This window comes from Isoptericola sp. NPDC060185 (assembly GCF_042728595.1).
GTDB lineage: Bacteria > Actinomycetota > Actinomycetes > Actinomycetales > Cellulomonadaceae > Isoptericola.
The window spans coordinates 1-16538 of the sequence record NZ_JBHWYY010000041.1 but is presented as its reverse complement, the minus strand read 5'-3'; the positions used below and the strand labels follow the sequence as shown (position 1 = coordinate 16538).

Annotated in this window: 12 protein-coding genes; 7 read left to right on the top strand and 5 right to left on the bottom strand. The window is 76.4% G+C overall.

Going from position 1 to position 16538, the window contains the following annotated elements; genetic code table 11:
- The first annotated feature begins 89 nt into the window (after positions 1–89).
- Positions 90–3503, top strand: a complete 3414-nt coding sequence (locus tag ACFWDO_RS13860; protein ID WP_380322865.1) for a PD-(D/E)XK nuclease family protein — start codon at positions 90–92, stop codon at positions 3501–3503.
- Positions 3500–7228: a UvrD-helicase domain-containing protein gene (locus ACFWDO_RS13855; protein ID WP_380322862.1), complete on the top strand. Its 3729-nt coding sequence runs from the start codon at positions 3500–3502 to the stop codon at positions 7226–7228. The genes ACFWDO_RS13860 and ACFWDO_RS13855 overlap by 4 nt, the downstream gene beginning before the upstream one ends.
- Positions 7229–7241: 13 nt before the next feature.
- Here the strand turns inward: ACFWDO_RS13855 and cynS are convergent, their stop codons facing one another.
- From cynS to ACFWDO_RS13840, 3 genes are all read right to left on the bottom strand, one after another.
- A complete protein-coding gene (gene cynS / locus ACFWDO_RS13850; protein WP_380322859.1) occupies positions 7242–7691 on the bottom strand; it encodes a cyanase in 450 nt (149 codons plus the stop codon).
- An 11-nt stretch (positions 7692–7702) separates the two neighbouring features.
- Positions 7703–8575 carry a formate/nitrite transporter family protein gene (locus ACFWDO_RS13845; RefSeq protein WP_380322856.1) on the bottom strand — a complete coding sequence of 291 codons (873 nt, stop codon included), beginning with the start codon at positions 8573–8575 and terminating at the stop codon, positions 7703–7705.
- 178 nt (positions 8576–8753) lie between these two features.
- A complete protein-coding gene (locus ACFWDO_RS13840) occupies positions 8754–9677 on the bottom strand; it encodes a macrolide 2'-phosphotransferase (RefSeq protein ID WP_380322853.1) in 924 nt (307 codons plus the stop codon).
- A 98-nt stretch (positions 9678–9775) separates the two neighbouring features.
- Here ACFWDO_RS13840 and nudC point away from each other — a divergent pair, with 98 nt between their 5' ends.
- On the top strand, positions 9776–10780 hold the full coding sequence (gene nudC / locus ACFWDO_RS13835; protein ID WP_380322850.1) for an NAD(+) diphosphatase: 1005 nt from the start codon (positions 9776–9778) through the stop codon (positions 10778–10780).
- Between the two features lie 26 nt (positions 10781–10806).
- On the opposite strand, the gene ACFWDO_RS13830 is transcribed toward nudC, so the two are convergent.
- On the bottom strand, positions 10807–11076 hold the full coding sequence (locus ACFWDO_RS13830) for a mycoredoxin (protein WP_380322848.1): 270 nt from the start codon (positions 11074–11076) through the stop codon (positions 10807–10809).
- A 104-nt stretch (positions 11077–11180) separates the two neighbouring features.
- Here ACFWDO_RS13830 and ACFWDO_RS13825 point away from each other — a divergent pair, with 104 nt between their 5' ends.
- The 3 genes from ACFWDO_RS13825 to ACFWDO_RS13815 all read left to right on the top strand — a co-directional run bounded on the left by ACFWDO_RS13825 (position 11181) and on the right by ACFWDO_RS13815 (position 14698).
- Complete coding sequence (locus ACFWDO_RS13825) at positions 11181–13217, top strand: ATP-dependent DNA helicase UvrD2 (RefSeq protein ID WP_380322845.1); 2037 nt, start codon at positions 11181–11183, stop codon at positions 13215–13217.
- Between the two features lie 107 nt (positions 13218–13324).
- On the top strand, positions 13325–13822 hold the full coding sequence (locus ACFWDO_RS13820; protein ID WP_380322842.1) for a hypothetical protein: 498 nt from the start codon (positions 13325–13327) through the stop codon (positions 13820–13822).
- A gap of 504 nt (positions 13823–14326) precedes the next feature.
- A complete protein-coding gene (locus tag ACFWDO_RS13815; RefSeq protein ID WP_380322839.1) occupies positions 14327–14698 on the top strand; it encodes a WhiB family transcriptional regulator in 372 nt (123 codons plus the stop codon).
- A gap of 121 nt (positions 14699–14819) precedes the next feature.
- Here ACFWDO_RS13815 and ACFWDO_RS13810 read toward each other — a convergent pair whose 3' ends face one another.
- On the bottom strand, positions 14820–15893 hold the full coding sequence (locus ACFWDO_RS13810) for a ThiF family adenylyltransferase (RefSeq protein WP_380322836.1): 1074 nt from the start codon (positions 15891–15893) through the stop codon (positions 14820–14822).
- A 132-nt stretch (positions 15894–16025) separates the two neighbouring features.
- Between ACFWDO_RS13810 and ACFWDO_RS13805 the strand changes: the two genes are divergently transcribed.
- On the top strand, positions 16026–16538 hold a 513-nt coding region (locus ACFWDO_RS13805; RefSeq protein WP_380346997.1), incomplete at its 3' end, for a M48 family metallopeptidase.

The window sequence follows — 16538 nt, the reverse complement described above, 5'->3', positions numbered from 1 at the left end:
CCCGCCGGGCCCTTGTCAGCGGAGGGTGAAACCGGCGCTCCCGACGGGCGCGCCCCGGGGTGTCGGTGGGGCGTGGTCGAATCGGTGCCGTGACGTCAGCGCCTCTCCTCGCCCCGCGGCTCGTGCCGCCGGCGCCCGCCGGCGTCCCCGAGGCCGGCGTCGTGCTGGACGCCACGCAGGAGGCCGCCGTCGCGGCCGCCCTCGAGAACCCCGTGACCCTCGTGGTCGGCGCGCCCGGCACGGGCCGCACCACCGTGGCGACCGCGGTCGCGGTGCGGGCGCTCGGGGCCGGCGGCGAGCACGACGGCGGCCCGGCGCCCGACCTGGCGGCCCTCGACCCGTCGCGCGTGCTGGTGCTGGCGGCGTCGCGCCGGTCGGCCGCCCGGCTGCGCGACCGGGTCACGGCGCGCGCGGGCCGCACGGTCGGCGCGCCGATGGTGCGCACGGCAGCCTCCGCCGCGTTCGCGGTGCTGCGGACGCGCGCGGCGGCGCACGGCGAGCCGGCTCCGACGCTGGTCTCGGGGCCGGAGCAGGACCTCGTGCTCGCCGAGCTGCTCGAGGGCCACCTCTCGGGCGAGGGCACGGACCTCGACCTCCCCGCCGGGCTGCCCGAGGACTCCCTCGGCCTGCGCGGGCTGCGCCAGGAGCTGCGCGACCTGCTGATGCGCGCCGCCGAGCGTGGCCTCGGCCCCGTGGACCTGGACGAGCTGGGCCGCCGCCACGACCGCCCCGAGTGGGTGCTCGCCGCGCAGCTGTACGAGGAGTACCTGGACGTCACCACGCTGCGGCTGGGCACGCCCGACTCGGGCGCGCGCTACGACCCGGCCGGGGTGATCGACGAGGCGGCGCACGCGCTCGCGGGCTGGGACGACGAGCTGCCGGACGTGCCCCGCCCCACCTGGGACCTCGTGATCGTCGACGACTACCAGGAGGCCACGGTCGCCACCGCCCGCCTGCTGCACGTGCTGCGCGGCGCCGGCGCCCGTCTCGTGCTGCTCGCCGACCCGGACTCCGCGGTGCAGGGCTTCCGCGGCGCGTCGCCCGGCCTGGTCGGGCGCGCCGCCGCCCCCGAGCGGGCGGGCGTCGTCGGCGCGTTCGACGCGCGCACCGTCGTCCTCGGCACGGCGTGGCGGCAGCTCGAGGAGCTGCGCGCGGTGACCCGCGCCGTCACGTCGCGCATCGCCACCGTGTCCGGCGCGCTGCACCGCGGCGCCGCCGCGCGGCCCGACGACGGGGCGTCCGACGGCGAGCCGGAGGGACCCGCGGGCGCGTCCGACGCCGCCGAGGTCGCGGAGCCCCGCGAGGGCGCGCCGGGCGTGCAGGTCGCGGTGCTCGCGGGCCCGGCCCAGGAGGCGGCCTACGTGGCGCGCGAGCTGCGGGCCGAGCACCTGCTGCACGGGACGCCCTGGGAGCGGATGGCGGTCGTGGCGCGCAGCGGCGACCGGCTCGCCTCGCTGCGTCGAGACCTCGTCGCGGCGTCGGTGCCCGTCGCGCTGCTCGGGTCGGACCTGCCGCTGCGCGACGAGCCCGCCGCGTCACCCCTGCTGGCCGCGCTGCGCGTCTGCGCGGCCGGGGGCGGGGTCGAGCGCCTGATCGCGGACGAGCTGGGGGAACCGGGCGTCGGCTCCGCGCTGGACCCCGAGACCGCGGCGCTGCTGCTCACGTCGCCCGTGGGCGGGCTCGACGCGGTGGCGCTGCGCCGGCTGCGGCGCGCGCTGCGGGCGGAGGAGCTGTCGGGAGGCGGCGGGCGGTCGTCGGACGCGCTGGTCGTCGAGCTGCTCGACGACCCGGCCCGCGCGGAGACCCTGCCGGCGCCGGTGCGTCGCGGGCCGCTGGCGGTCGCGCGCGTGCTCGCCGCCGGCCGTGCGGCGGCCGCGGAGCCCGGCGCGACGGCGCAGACCGTGCTCTGGGCGGTGTGGGCCGCCACCGGGCTCGCGGACCGGTGGCGCGACCAGGCGCTCGCGGGCGGGCCGGCCGGGGCGCGCGCCGACCGCGACCTCGACGCCGTCCTCGCGCTGTTCCGCGCGGCGGAGACCTACGTGGACCGGATGCCGGGCGCCCCGGTCGCGGCGTTCGTCGACTACCTCGCGTCGCAGGACCTCCCGGCCGACTCGCTCGCGGCGTCGGCCACGGGTGCCCACGCCGTCGAGGCGCTCACCCCCGCGGGCGCGGCGGGCCGCGAGTGGGACGTCGTCGTCGTCGTGGGCGTGCAGGACGGCGTGTGGCCCGACCTGCGGCTGCGCGACTCGCTGCTCGGGTCGCAGGCCCTCGTCGAGCTGCTCGCGGGACGGTCCGACGACGCCCACGGGATGGGCCCGGAGGCCCGCCGCCAGGTGCTCGCCGACGAGCTGCGCGCGTTCGCCGTGGCCACCTCCCGCGCGCGGCGCCGGCTCGTCGTGACGGCCGTCGAGGACGCCGAGGACGCGCCGTCGGTGTTCCTCGACCTGGTGTCGCCGCCCGCCGACGACGCGGCCGGCGCGGACGGCGCGGCCGGTCCGGACGGCCCCGACCCACGGCGCGTGACCGTGGGCCCGCCGCTCGACCTGCGGGGCGTGGTGGCGGAGGCGCGCGCGACGCTGGTCCGCGCCGCCGGGGCGGACGGCGCCGTCGACGCCGCGCTCGACGGGCCCGCCTCGGTGGCGGCCGCCCTGCTGTCCGACCTGGCCGCTGCCGGGATCGCGGAGGCGGACCCGCGCACCTGGTACGGCGTCGCGGCGACGTCGAGCGACGCGCCGCTGTGGGGCCCGCAGGACGAGGTCACCGTCTCGCCGTCGAAGGTCGAGACGGTGAGCACGTGCGCGCTGAAGTGGGCGTTCGAGTCGGCGGGCGCGACGGCTCCCGACGCCACGCACCAGACGCTCGGCACGCTGATCCATGCGATCGCGGAGGATCTCCCGAAGGCGTCGCTCACGGAGCTGCGCGCGGAGCTGGACCGCCGCTGGCCGCAGCTCGCGCTGGCCGACGGGTGGCCCGCGCGCCAGCTGCGCCGCCGGGCCGAGCAGATGATCGAGCGCCTCGCCGCGTACTACGCCGAGGCGGGCGAGCCGCTGCTGGTGGAGCCCGACTTCGACCTCGTCGTGGGCCGCGCCCGGCTGCGGGGCAAGATCGACCGCGTCGAGGACGCGGGCGAGGACGGCGTGACGGTCGCCGACCTGAAGACCGGGCGGACCGCACCCGCGCGCGCCAAGGCCACGGAGCACCCGCAGCTCGGCGCCTACCAGCTCGCCGTGTCCGAGGGCGCGCTCGACCTGCCGCCGGGGACGCCCAGCGCCGGCGCCCGCCTGGTGTACGTCGGGACGCCGACGGTGGCGCCCACCCTGCGCGACCAGCCCGCGCTCGCCGTCGAGGCGGACGGGTCGAGCTGGGCCCGCGCTCTGGTCGAGGGCGCCGCCGACACGATGGCGTCCGCCCGCTTCACCGCCCACGAGAACGACCTGTGCCCCATGTGCCCCGTGCGCCGGTCGTGCCCCGTCCAGCCCGAGGGAAGGAACGTCGTCGGATGACCGACCGCAGCACCGGGTCGGCCGCCCCCGACCCCGACGACCTCCCCGGCGACGGGCGATTCGTCGACGGAACCTTCGACGACGGCCTGTTCGACGACGCGTGGGCCGCCCTGGGCGAGCCCGCCCGCGAGGCGGAGCTGGGCTTCCCGGAGCTCGCGCCCGGCGGCACGAGCGCGGCCTCGCCCGACGCGGTGCTGTTCGACGACGCCGCGCTGTTCCCCGACCCGGGGCCCGACGGCGTCCCCGCCGCCCCGGCGACGCCGCGCCTGTCGGCCCGCGAGATCGCCGAGCTGCTCGGCCGCCCCGCGCCCACGGACGAACAGGTGGCGGTCATCGAGGCGCCTCTCGACCCGGTGCTGGTCGTCGCCGGTGCCGGCTCGGGCAAGACGGAGACGATGGCGGCTCGCGTGGTGTGGCTCATCGCCAACGACCTCGTCGCGCCGGAGGAGGTGCTCGGCCTCACCTTCACGCGCAAGGCGGCGGCCGAGCTGACCCAGCGCGTGCAGTCCCGCCTGGCCCAGCTCGCCCGCGCGCAGGGGCGGGCGACGTCGGGCCTCGACCTCCTCGCGCGGCCCACGGTCGCGACGTACAACGCGTACGCCGCGTCGCTGGTCGCCGACCACGGCCTGCGGCTCGGCATCGAGCCGGGGTCGCGGCTGCTGGGCGAGGCCAACCAGTGGCAGCTCGCGGCGCAGGTCGTGGAGTCGTGGGCGGACGACCTCGGCACCGACCGCGCGGTGAGCACCGTCGTGGGCGCCGTGCTGTCACTGTCCGGTGAGCTGGGGGAGCACCTGGTACCCGTGGACGATGCGCGGGACGCGCTCGCGGACGTCGTCGCCCGGCTGGACGCGCTGCCGCTCGGGCCGCGGCAGAGGAAGCGCACCAAGGAGATCCAGGGCCTGATCGACTCGGTGGCGGAGCGCGGGCGGCTGCTCGACCTCGTGGCGGAGTACCGCCGCCGCAAGCGGGTGGCCGACGCCCTCGACTTCGGCGACCAGATCGCGTTCGCCGCCGAGCTCGCCCGGTCGGTGCCGGCGGTCGGTGCCACGGAGCGCGCGCGCTACCCGGTGGTCCTGCTGGACGAGTACCAGGACACGTCGTACGCCCAGGTGGAGCTGCTGGCGGGGCTGTTCGGCGGCGGGCACGCGGTCACGGCCGTCGGCGACCCGCACCAGTCGATCTACGGCTGGCGCGGGGCGTCCGCGTCGGGCCTCGCGCGCTTCGGCGAACGGTTCCGCACGCGCGGCGGTGCGCCCGCGGCGGTGCGCTACCTCAGCACGTCGTGGCGCAACGACGCGGCCGTGCTCGCCGCCGCGAACGTCGCGGCCGGGCCGCTGCGCGAGCGGGCGCGGCACACGGGCGCCGGCGTGGACGTGCCGCCGCTGGACCTGCGCCCCGGCGCCGGCGCCGGCACGGTGCGCGCGCACGTCGCTGCCACGAGCGAGGAGGAGGCCGAGGCGGCGGCCGAGTTCGTCGCGACGCGCTGGCGCCGCGCCACCCGCCGCGACGGGTCCGACCGCGTGACGGCCGCCGTGCTCTGCCGGGCGCGGTCGCAGTTCGCGGCGGTCGAGGTGGCGCTGCGGCGCCGCGGGCTGCCGGTGGAGGTCGTGGGCCTGGGCGGCCTGCTGACCACGCCGGAGGTGGTGGACGTCGTCGCGCTGCTGGAGGCCGTGCACGACCCGTCGCGCGGCGACTCCCTGCTGCGGCTGCTCACGGGCCCGCGCGTGAGCCTCGGCGCGGCGGACCTGCACGCCCTCGGCTCGTGGGCGTCCGACCTGGCGCGGGCCGACGGCGCCCGGCCCGGCACCACCCGCCCGGGTGGGCCGGACGGCGGCCCCGAGAGCCCCCACGGCCCGGACGACACGGACGGCGAGGAGCCGGTCGTGATCGAGGGCGACGTGGTGGACCACCGGTCGATCGTCGACGCGCTGGACGACCTGCCCGCCCCCGGGCGGCCGGCGCGCGACGGCCGGGTGCTGTCGGCGGACGGGCACGGCCGGCTGACGGCGCTGGCACGGCTGCTGCGCGAGCTGCGCGGCCTGACCTACCTGTCGCTGCCGGAGCTCGTGGTCGCGGCGGAGCGGGCCCTGGGGCTCGACGTCGAGGTCGCGACGGCGCAGGTGCTCGCCGACACGCTGGCGACGACGGCCGGCCGAACGGGCGGGCCGGGCCTGGGCGCCGCCGCGGCCGGGGTGAGCCTGCGCGGCCGCGAGCACCTCGACGCCTTCCGAGACGTGGCGGCGAGCTTCGCGCAGTCGGCCGACGTGGCGACGCTGGGCGCGTTCCTCGCGTGGCTCGGTGTCGCGGGCGACCAGGAGCGGGGCCTCGACATGCCGGTCCGCGAGCCCGACCCGGACGCGGTGCAGGTCATCACGGCGCACGCGGCCAAGGGCCTCGAGTGGGACGTCGTCGCGGTGCCCGGCCTGGTGGACGGCGTGTTCCCCAGCCAGGCGGAGTCGTCGCAGGGGCGGCTGGACGGCGGCTGGCTCACCGACGTGTCGTCCCTGCCGTACCACCTGCGCGGCGACGCCCCGGACCTGCCCGAGTTCACGTGGGCGGAGGCCTCGGACACCAAGGACCTCGCCGCCCGCCGCGACCAGTTCCGCGCGGACTGCGGCGCGCACCGCCTGGCCGAGGAGCGCCGGCTGGCGTACGTCGCGTTCACCCGGGCACGACGGGAGCTCTTCCTCACCGCGCACTGGTGGGGCACGGGCAGCGCGCCGCGCCGCGTCTCGCCGTTCCTCGCGGAGCTCGTCGAGTCGGGGGTCGTGGACGCGGACGGCTGGGCGGCCCAGCCGGACCCGTCGGCCGGCAACCCCCGCGACGCGGTGGAGCACGCCGCACCGTGGCCCGCGCCCGAGGACGGCACGCAGCGCCCGGCCGACGGCGCGGAGCCCTCGGCGGACGGCACGCCCGGGGCCGGGCCCACGCCGCGCGAGCTCCTGCGTCGGACGGCCGCCCTGGTCGAGGCGGCCCGCGCAGCGGGAGGCGGCGCCGCGACGGGCGTGCTGCGCGACGCGTCCGGCCGCGACCTGGTGGTGCTGGCCGGCACGCTGCTCACGGAGCGCGGCGAGCGGGCGTCGCGCGAGGTGGAGATGCCGGCGCACGTGTCGGCGTCGGGCCTCGTCCGCCTCGCGGGGGACCGGGAGGCGTTCGCCCTCCAGCTGCGCCGCCCTGTGCCGCAGGAGCCCACGGTGCACGCGCGCCGCGGTACCAATTTCCACGAGTGGGTGGAGCGGTTCTTCACGTCGTCGTCACTGGTCGACGTCGACGACCTGCCCGGCGCCGAGGACGGCGAGATCGCGCCCGACGTCGACCTCGATACGCTGCGCCAGCGATTCCTGGACTCGCCGTGGGCGGCGCGCGCCCCGCTCGCGGTCGAGGTCGACGTCGAGACGCCGGTCGCGGGGGTGATGCTGCGCAGCCGGATCGACGCGGTGTTCGCCGACCCGGACGCACCGTCCGCCGCGGACGGCGAGCCGCCCGCCGTCGTCGTCGTGGACTGGAAGACGGGCCACGAGCCGCGCGATGCGGAGGCACGCTCCGCGCGCGAGGTGCAGCTCGCGGTCTACCGGCTCGCCTGGTCGCGCTATACCGGGCTGCCGCTGGACCGGGTGTCCGCCGCGTTCGTCTACGTCGCGAGCGGTACCACCGTGCGTCCGCGCCGGCTGCTCGACGAGGCGGAGCTGGAGGCGCTGGTGCGCGGCGAGCCCCTCCAGCGGTAGCCGGCAGCCGTAGTCACCAGCGGTAGTCGAGGAACTTCCCGTCGAGGGTCACGACGACCCGGTCGCCGTCGGGGTGCGGACGGCGGGCGATGTCCACCTGGAAGTTGATGGCGGACATGATGCCGTCGCCGAACTCCTCGTGGATCAGCTCCTTGAGCGCGGGCCCGTACACCGCCAGCGCCTCGGTGAACCGGTAGATCGTCGGGTCGGTGAGGACGGCCTCGTCGCGCAGCCGGTACGGCTGGCGCCGCAGCGCCTCGGCGACGTCCTCGCCGAGGCCGAGTAGCGCGCACGCGGCGGCCGCCTGGTCGGCGCTCATCGGGTGGCTGCCCAGCAGGGCTGCCGTCGTCCAGACGAGCGGGGTGCCGAGGGCGTCGGCGATCTTCTGCCAGGTCAGCCCGGAGCGCAGGCGGGCCGTGACCACGAGCTCGGCGGCGGCGGCCTTGGTCATCATCGGGTCCATCGGTGTCCTCCTCAGGCGACGGGGGCCGCGACGCGGTCGTCGGCGGCGGGCTCGGTGGCGGACCCGGCGGACGCGGGGCGCCGGCGCTCAGGCCGGGTGCGGTAGTGCGTGAGGTACAGGGGCAGGCCGACGAAGGTCAGGCCGCCGACGAGGTTGCCGAGCACGGTGGGGATCTCGTTCCACACGAGGTAGTCCATGACGGTGAAGTCGCCGCCGAGCAGGAGGCCGGAGGGGAACAGGAACATGTTCACCACGGAGTGCTCGAAGCCCATGTAGAAGAAGAGGAACACGGGCATCCACATCACGACGGCCTTGCTGATCGTGTCCTTCGACATGAGGAAGGCGACGACTCCGGTCGAGACCATCCAGTTGCACAGGACGCCGCGCACGAAGAGCGTGAGCATGCCCGCGGCGCCGTGGTCCGCGTACCCGACGGTGCGGCCCTCGCCGATGTGCCCGATGGCCTGGCCCACCTCGTTGGGCGCCACGTCGAAGCCGTAGGTGAACGTGATCGCCATGAGCACGGCCACGGTGAACGCGCCGGCGAAGTTGCCGCAGAACACCAGACCCCAGTTGCGCCACATGCCGCCCCACGTGGCCCCGGGGCGCCGTGCGATGACGGCGAACGGCACCAGCGTGAACACGCCCGTGAGCAGGTCGAAGCCCATCAGGTACAGCATGATGAAGCCGATCGGGAAGAACACCGCCCCGAGCAGCGGGTTGCCGGTGTTCGTCGAGATGGTCACCGCCATCGCGGCGGCGAGCGCGAGGATCGCCCCGCCCATGAAGGAGCGGATGAGGGTGTCCCGGGTGGACATGAACAGCTTCTTCTCGCCCGTGGCGATCATCTGCGAGACGAAGTCCTGGGGCATGACGTACGACATGGAGGACCCTTCGGCCAGAGGGGTGGCGCTTGCGTGCCGCCGAGTCTGTCCGTCGCAGGTTGTCGCCACGTCGCGGGCGCGTTGAGGTCGTGTTTCGCCTGGCCCGGGACGCGTCATGCCGTCGTTTCGCGCACCTCGCAGCGCGGCCGGCCCGGCCGTGAGGTGGCCGGGGCCCGGGTCAGGCGGGGGCGTCCTCGCGGGTCGCCTCGTCGAGGTCGGCCAGCATGGCCTCCGCGTCCGCGACGACGTCGGCCAGGTTGCGCCGGACGCCGTGCAGCAGCCACCGTGCGAGGGCCAGCTCGCCCACGAGCAGGGCGCGGTCGACGAGCCGCGCGTCGTGCAGCTCGGTACGGCGTAGCTGGTACGCCTCCATGATCGAGTCGACCGCGTCGGGCGGGGCGGCCACGAGCAGCCAGGCGAGGTCGTCGGCGGGGTCCGCCACGCGGGCGTCGGACCAGCCGCTGATCGCGGTGACCCGCCCACCGGTGACGAGCATCTGGTCGGTGGCGAGGTCGCCGTGCACGACGACGGGCTGGAAGCGCCACAGCGCCACGTCCTCGAGCGCGGCCTCCCAACGGCGCAGCAGCGTCGGCGGCACGAGGCCGGTCGCGGCGGCCTCGTCGAGCTCCACGAGCCGGCGCTCGCGATACTCGGCCGCGGTGTACGACGGGAGCCCGCAGGACTCGACGACGGAGGCGGGCAGCTCGTGCACGGCGGCGAGGGTGCGGCCGAGGTCGGCGGCGAGGCCGGGCCCGGGCCGCAGGGCCTCGAGGTCGAGGGCGGTGCCGGTCACGTGCCGGTGGACGACGGCGCGCCCTCCCTCGGGCAGCAGCGCGAAGCCGGCCACCTGCGGCACCGTGAAGGGCAGCACGCCGGCGTCCACGTAGAGGTGCAGCGCCTCCAGCAGCTCGGTCTCCGCCTCCAGGGCGGCGCCGGCCATCGTGGTCCGGGGCGCGCGCACGAGCCAGTCGACGCCGTCGTCGGCCGTGACGACGGCGACGTCGTAGTCGCCCGGCAGCTCCTCGGGGCGGACCGAGCGGGCGTCCAGGCCCGGGACGGCGGCCGTCGCGAGGGCGGCGAGGGCGAGCGGACTGCGTGGCACCCGCCCACCGTAGACGCTGCCGGGGCCCGCCCGGGGGCACCGCGGCGCGCGTGTCCGCCGTCGTCCCGCCGCGAGAGCCCGGCGGGTACGGTCGGGGCGTGACGGCTCCCTTCCCGCTCCCGGACCTCAGCTACACCCGCGCCACCCACGACCGTGCCTCCGAGCGGCGCGGCGAGCCGGGGCTGCTGCCCGGCCTGCTCGCGGATCCCACGACGCGCGTGGTGCTCGTGCTGCGCGGGCGCGTGGCCGTCGACGACGCGGGCGAGGTCCTGCTGGTCGACCCGGCGACCGTGACGAGGCTGCCCGCCGAGCAGGAAGGCGCCGACCGGCCCGAGGTGCACGCGCCGGGCCACCGATGGCTGTTCCTCGGCGTCGCGGAGGACGGCGCCGGGCTTCTCGGCCTGGTCCTGCCCGACGAGGCGGACGCCGACGCGGTCGGGATCGAGGGTGTGTCCCCGGCGTCGCCCGCCGCGCGGCTGGCGCGGGAGCACGCGTGGGCGGGGCTGCGCGAGGTGGGCGGGCGCCGCGGGGACGGGCTCGCGTCCGAGGCGGTCGCGCTGGCCGCGTGGCACGCGTCGCACCAACGGTGCCCGCGCTGCGGGGAGCCGACCGTCGTCGAGCAGGCGGGCTGGGTGCGCCGGTGCCCGGCGCAGGACGTCGAGATCTACCCGCGCACCGACCCCGCCGTGATCATGACGGTGGTGGACGACGACGACCGCCTGCTGCTGGGGCACGCCGCGCACTGGCCAGCGGGCCGGTTCTCGACGCTCGCGGGCTACGTGGAGCCGGGGGAGGGCCTCGAGCAGGCGGTGCGCCGCGAGGTCGCGGAGGAGACGTCGGTCGTCATCGGCGACGGGCCGGGCGACGTCGTGTACCGCGGGAGCCAGCCGTGGCCGTTCCCGGCGTCGCTCATGCTCGGCTTCCGGGCGCGCGCGGTGGCGACCGACGTCCGGGTGGACGGCGCCGAGGTGACCGACGCGCGCTGGTTCACGCGCGAGGAGCTGGTCGCGGGCGTGCGCGCCGGCGAGATCGGCCTGCCGGGCCGCCCGTCGATCGCACGCGCGCTGGTCGAGGAGTGGTACGGCGCGGAGCTGCCCGGCTGAGGTCGGGCAGCAGATGTTTCAGCAGGTCAGGCAGCGAGGCGCGACTTCACGTCGTGCAGCGACGGGTTCGTCGCGGCGGAGCCGTCGGGGAAGACGACGGTGGGCACGGTGCGGTTGCCGCCGTTGACCTGCTCCACGAACGCCGCGGTCTCCGGCTGGTCCTCGATGTCGATCACCGTGTAGCCGATGCCCTCGGAGTCGAGCTGGGTGCGCAGCCGGCGGCAGTAGCCGCACCACGCGGTCGAGTACATCGTGACGGTGCCCGGCTCGGGGAGCTGCGGCGCGGCGTCGGTCATCGGGGTCCTCCTGTGCTGATGCTCCGGGCTGGTGCCCGTGCTCGTGCGGCCGCCTGGGGACGACGGGCGCGGGATGTCGGCGACGGCTGCGAGAATCGCAGACGATGTCGACTGCCACCAACTCCCCGAACGCCCTCGTTCATCCCGACGCGATCCTCGACGCGCTCGACCCCGAGCAGCGGGACGTGGCGCTGGCCCTCGCCGGGCCGGTGTGCGTGCTCGCGGGCGCGGGCACCGGCAAGACGCGCGCGATCACGCACCGCATCGCCTACGGGGTGCGTTCCGGCGCGTACAAGCCGACCTCCGTGCTGGCGGTGACGTTCACCGCGCGCGCCGCGGGGGAGATGCGCACCCGGCTGCGCGACCTCGGGGTGGCCGGCGTCCAGGCGCGCACGTTCCACGCGGCCGCGCTGCGCCAGCTCGGCTACTTCTGGCCGCGCGTGGTCGGCGGCGCGCCGCCGCGGATCCTCGAGCACAAGGCGCCGGCGGTCGCGGAGGCCGCGCGCCGCGTCGGCGTGAGCGTGGACCGGGTCGCCGTCCGCGACCTGTCGTCCGAGGTCGAGTGGGCCAAGGTCTCCCTGGTGACGGCGGAGGACTACGTGAAGGCCGCGGCGGTCGACGACCGGCCCGCGCCGTCGGGCTACGACCACCAGACGGTGGCGCGCCTCATCACGGCCTACGAGGACGTGAAGACCGAGCGGGGCGTCATCGACTTCGAGGACGTCCTGCTGATGCTCGCGGACATGCTCAACTCCCACAAGCAGGTGGCGGACGAGGTGCGGTCGCAGTACCGGCACTTCCTCGTCGACGAGTACCAGGACGTCTCGCCCCTGCAGCAGTTCCTGCTCGACCAGTGGCTGGGCGGGCGCAAGGAGCTGTGCGTGGTCGGCGACCCGTCGCAGACCATCTACTCCTTCACGGGCGCGACGCCGCACTACCTGCTCGACTTCACGCGGACCTACGCCGACGCCCAGGTGGTCCGCCTGGTGCGCGACTACCGCTCCACGCCGCAGGTCGTGCACTTGGCCAACCAGGTGCTGCGCCGCGGTCGGGTTCCGGGAGCGCTCGAGCTCGTCGCCCAGCGTCCCTCCGGCCCGCCCACGAGCTTCACGACGTACGACGACGACGACGCGGAGGCTTCCGGGATCGCGGCCCGCGCGGGCCGGCTGATCGCGTCGGGGGTGCGCCCGAGCGAGATCGCGGTCCTGTACCGCACCAACGCGCAGTCGGCGGCGTTCGAGTCGGCGCTCGCGGACGCGGGCATCAGCTACCTGGTGCGGGGCGGCGAGCGGTTCTTCCAGCGCAAGGAGGTGCGCGACGCGATCGTGCTGCTGCGCGGCGCCGCCCGCTCGGCGGACCCGGAGCAGCCGATGCCGGAGCAGGTGCGCGACGTGCTGACCACGGCGGGCTGGTCGGAGCAGCCGCCCGCGGCCCGCGGCGCGACCCGGGAGCGGTGGGAGGCCATGCAGGCGCTCGTCGGCCTGGCCGACGACGTCGCGGCCGCCGCGCCCGCGGACGCCCCGGCCACGGTGGCCACGCTGGTCGGCGAGCTGGAGGAGCGGGCCTCGGCGCAGCACGCGCCGACCGTGGAGGGCGTCACGCTGGCGTCGCTGCACGCGGCGAAGGGCCTGGAGTGGGACGCCGTGTTCCTGGCGGGCGTGAGCGAGGGCCTCATGCCCATCTCCCTCGCCGAGACGGACGAGGCCGTGGCGGAGGAACGCCGGCTGCTCTACGTGGGCGTCACCCGGGCGCGCGAGCACCTGGAGCTGTCGTTCGCTCGCTCCCGCAACCCGGGCGGGCGGGCGACGCGCAAGCGGACGCGCTTCCTCGACGGGTTGTGGCCGGACGACCCGGCGGACCGACGCGGCCGCGGGCGGGGCCCGCGGGGCCAAGCCCGGCAGCAGCTCACGGGGGAGCACGACGTGGCGCTGTTCGACGCGCTGCGCGAGTGGCGACTGTCGGTGGCCCGGGACACCGACAAGCCGGCGTTCACCGTGCTCGGCGACGCGACGCTCGCCGCCATCGCGGAGCTCAAGCCCACCTCCGTGGCCCAGCTCGCGCGGGTGAACGGCGTCGGCCCCGCGAAGATCGACCGGTACGGGCAGACGATCCTCGCGATCGTCGCCGACTCGATCGGCTGAGCACCTACGGGAGTTCCCGTATTTCTGCGCGGGTCCGTCCGGAGCCCTTGTCGCGGTCGTGGTGCAGTGCCAGATTTTCCCGGTACGTTCCGCGACGAGAGGCGACGATGATGTTTCCGACCGAGGACAGTGCCGTGCCGCCCCGCCCCGTCGCGCCACGGTGGCTGGCCGCCGGCGCGGCCGCCCTCCTGGTCTCGGTCCTCACGGCCTGCGGGCCCGCGGGCGCGACGCCGGGGGACGGGAGCGGCCCCCGCGCGGTGAGCGAGAGCGGGCACGGCGACCACGGCGGGGAGCACTCCGGCACCATCCACGACGAGATGTCCCCGGAGGTCCACGAGGCCTACGGGAAGGTCAAGACGGAGCGGGGCAGGGCGATCCTCTCCGACGGGCTGATCACCGCCGCGGAGGTCGAGGACCTGCGGCAGGTCCAGGTCGACTGCCTCCGCGCGGCGGGCTTCGACGCCGACCGGGACGAGAGCGGACTCCAGATCCGGACGGTCCCGGACGGGCTCGACGAGGACGGGGTGGCCGCCGCGGTCGAGACGTGCCTGGGAGACCTGCGGATCATCGGCCCGCTCGGGGTCGAGGGGGGCTCCGGCTCCTAGCCGGGACGGGCCCGTCAGGGGGCCGAGAAAATTGCTCCGAAAAAACTTCGATAAAAGATGTGGCGGTCCCGGTCGGGCCGTCTATGCTCGGAGAGTCCCAGACGGAAGTGGCGTCTGCCGAGAGGCGGATCGTCCGAGAAGAGTGAGGAGGTGGGTGCAGAAGATGGACACGATGAATCTGATCGTGATGGCGAACGCGTCTGTTGGCGCGCCGGGGTACACGTCTGCCCTCGGCGAGCTCAGCGCTGTCCGCCCGTTCCGTGCGCGGAAGCACGGAGCAGGCGCTGCCGATCTCCACATCGCACCCGACTCCGCCCCCTGGAGCCATCCGGTCTAGCAACCGGTCCAGGCCGCGGAGTCCACCCAGGACCCGCGGCTTTCGTCTTTCCGCCCAGGGAAGAAGACCTCACCAGGTCGCAGAAGCCGGCCCCCTGACTCCAGGGGTCCACCCGCAGGTCCTGAACACCGACGTTCGAATCACCCCAGGACCTGACGGAGGAACCCGTGCGCCTCGCACAGCTGTTGGACGAGCGGCTGCTCGACACGATCCCCCAGGGCGGATCCGGCCCCTGGACCCCGCATCAACCCCTCACCCAGAGCCCGGCCGAGGTGGCCGAGCTCGACCGCCAGTTCGCGGCGCTCCTGCCGTGCCGCACGGGAGACCCCGAGCTCTGGTTCGCCGAGCACACCGCCCAGGTCGAGGAGGCCAAGGCGCTGTGCCGCACCTGCCCGCTGCAGGCCGGCTGCCTCGCGGGCGCCCTCGAGCGCCAGGAGCCCTGGGGCGTGTGGGGTGGTGAGGTCTTCGTCGACGGCAAGGTCGTCGCCCGCAAGCGCGGTCGCGGCCGGCCCCGGAAGTCGGAGACCGTCGCGGCATGACCGCGCTGCGTCGCCGGGACACCCGGCGCGCCGCTGAACGCACGGGCCTCCGGCGAGTCCCGGGGGAGTGCGCCCGCACCACGTGCGGCCGCGCTTCCTCGATCTCGCCGGGGGCCCGTCGTCATGTCCGGGCCGGGGCGGGCAGGCGCGTGCACCCGCATTCGGGGTGCGGCGCGACCTCCCGCGACCGGGGCACGGCCTCGGGGAGGGCCACCTCCAGGACGCGCCCGGCGGTCGCGGGCATCGACCCGTCGAGCAGCGCGAGCACCTGGCCGGCACCGAGCGCCGCGGCGGTCGCCGCGAGGGTGGTCTCGTGGGCGACGTCCGTCGGCGGCCGGCGGGTCAGGTCGGCGACCGCCGCCGTCCAGCCGGCGTCTGCGTCCGTCGCATGCCGGTCGACGCAGCCGACGCAGGCGGACCTGCCGGGCAGCACGAGCGGGCCCACGAGCACGTCCGCCTCGCGGACCACGACGGGCAGGTGCGGCACGCCCGCGCCCAGCAGCCGCTCGTAGCGCGCGGGCCGCGCGGCGTGGGCCTCGACCACCACCACGACGTCCGGCGAGCCCCCGGCCGGCAGGGCGCTCCCCACCCGCAGGGCGGGGTGCCGGCGGCGCAGCACCTCCGCGGCCGCCTCCTCGCGCGGGCGCCCGACATCGGCCGGGGCGTACGCGCCGAGCCCGAGGTCGCCGACGTGCACGGGGTCCCGGTCGTCGAGCACGAGGGCACCGACGCCGGCCGACGCGAGCAGCTCGGCCAGGACCACGCCGAGCCGGCCGAGGCCGTGCAGCCCGACGACGCACCCGCCCCGGCGCGCGAGCGTGGCAGTGCCGCACCCGTCGGGCCGCAGCGCCCCCAGGACCGCGACGTCGGGCGACCACCCCACCGCCGCCGGCGAGGCGTGCTGGGCCTGGCGCCGCACGAGGAAGCCGCCGCCGTCGAGCGCCCGCACGATCTGGCCCTGGCGCGCCGGCGTCACGCCCCAGTGGCGGGCGCTGCGGTCCAGGGAATGGTGCCGGCGGCTCCCGAGGTCGCGCAGCCAGCGCGACTCGTGATCGGCCAGGCCGGTCAGGACGAGGCTCCAGCGCGGGTCGGTGCCGAGCAGGACCTCGCCGTCGCCGTGGTCGAGCACGGGCGTCGCGGGGCGCAGCGTGCGGGGGTCGCTCGTCCCGGTTCCCGGGCGCTCGGCGTCTGCCATGCGGTCACCCTGGCACGCGCCGCGGGCGTCGTCGGCGGGTCGTCCACAGGCCGTCCGCGGCCGGAGCCGGTGTGTTCTGCCGCACAAACCGCGCGAATCCCCGGTACCGTCGGTTCCGTGGCCCACGACACGATGACGTCGGTGGAGGTCCGGCGCAGCCGCCGGCGGACCGCCACGGTGAGCGCGTACCGCGACGGCGAACGCACCGTCGTGGCCATTCCCGCGCGCTTCTCCCGGGCGCAGGAGCGCGAGTGGGTCGCGAAGATGCTCGCGCGGCTCGAGGACAAGGAGCGGCGCCGCCGCCCGTCCGACGCCCAGCTCGTGGAGCGGGCGCACGAGCTGTCCGAGCGGTACCTCGGCGGCCACGCCCACCCGACGAGCGTGTCGTGGTCGCCCCACCAGGGGCGCCGCTGGGGCTCGTGCACGCTGGTGGACGGCTCGATCCGGATCTCGACGCGCGTGCAGGGGATGCCCGAGTGGGTGCTCGACTACGTGCTGCTGCACGAGCTCGCCCACCTGCTGCACGCCGGGCACGGCCCCGCGTTCTGGCAGCTCCTCGAGGGCTACCCGCGCACCGAGCGGGCTCGCGGCTTCCTCGAGGGCGTCTCGTTCGTCCAGGACGACGGCGGCTCGTCGCCCGGGGCC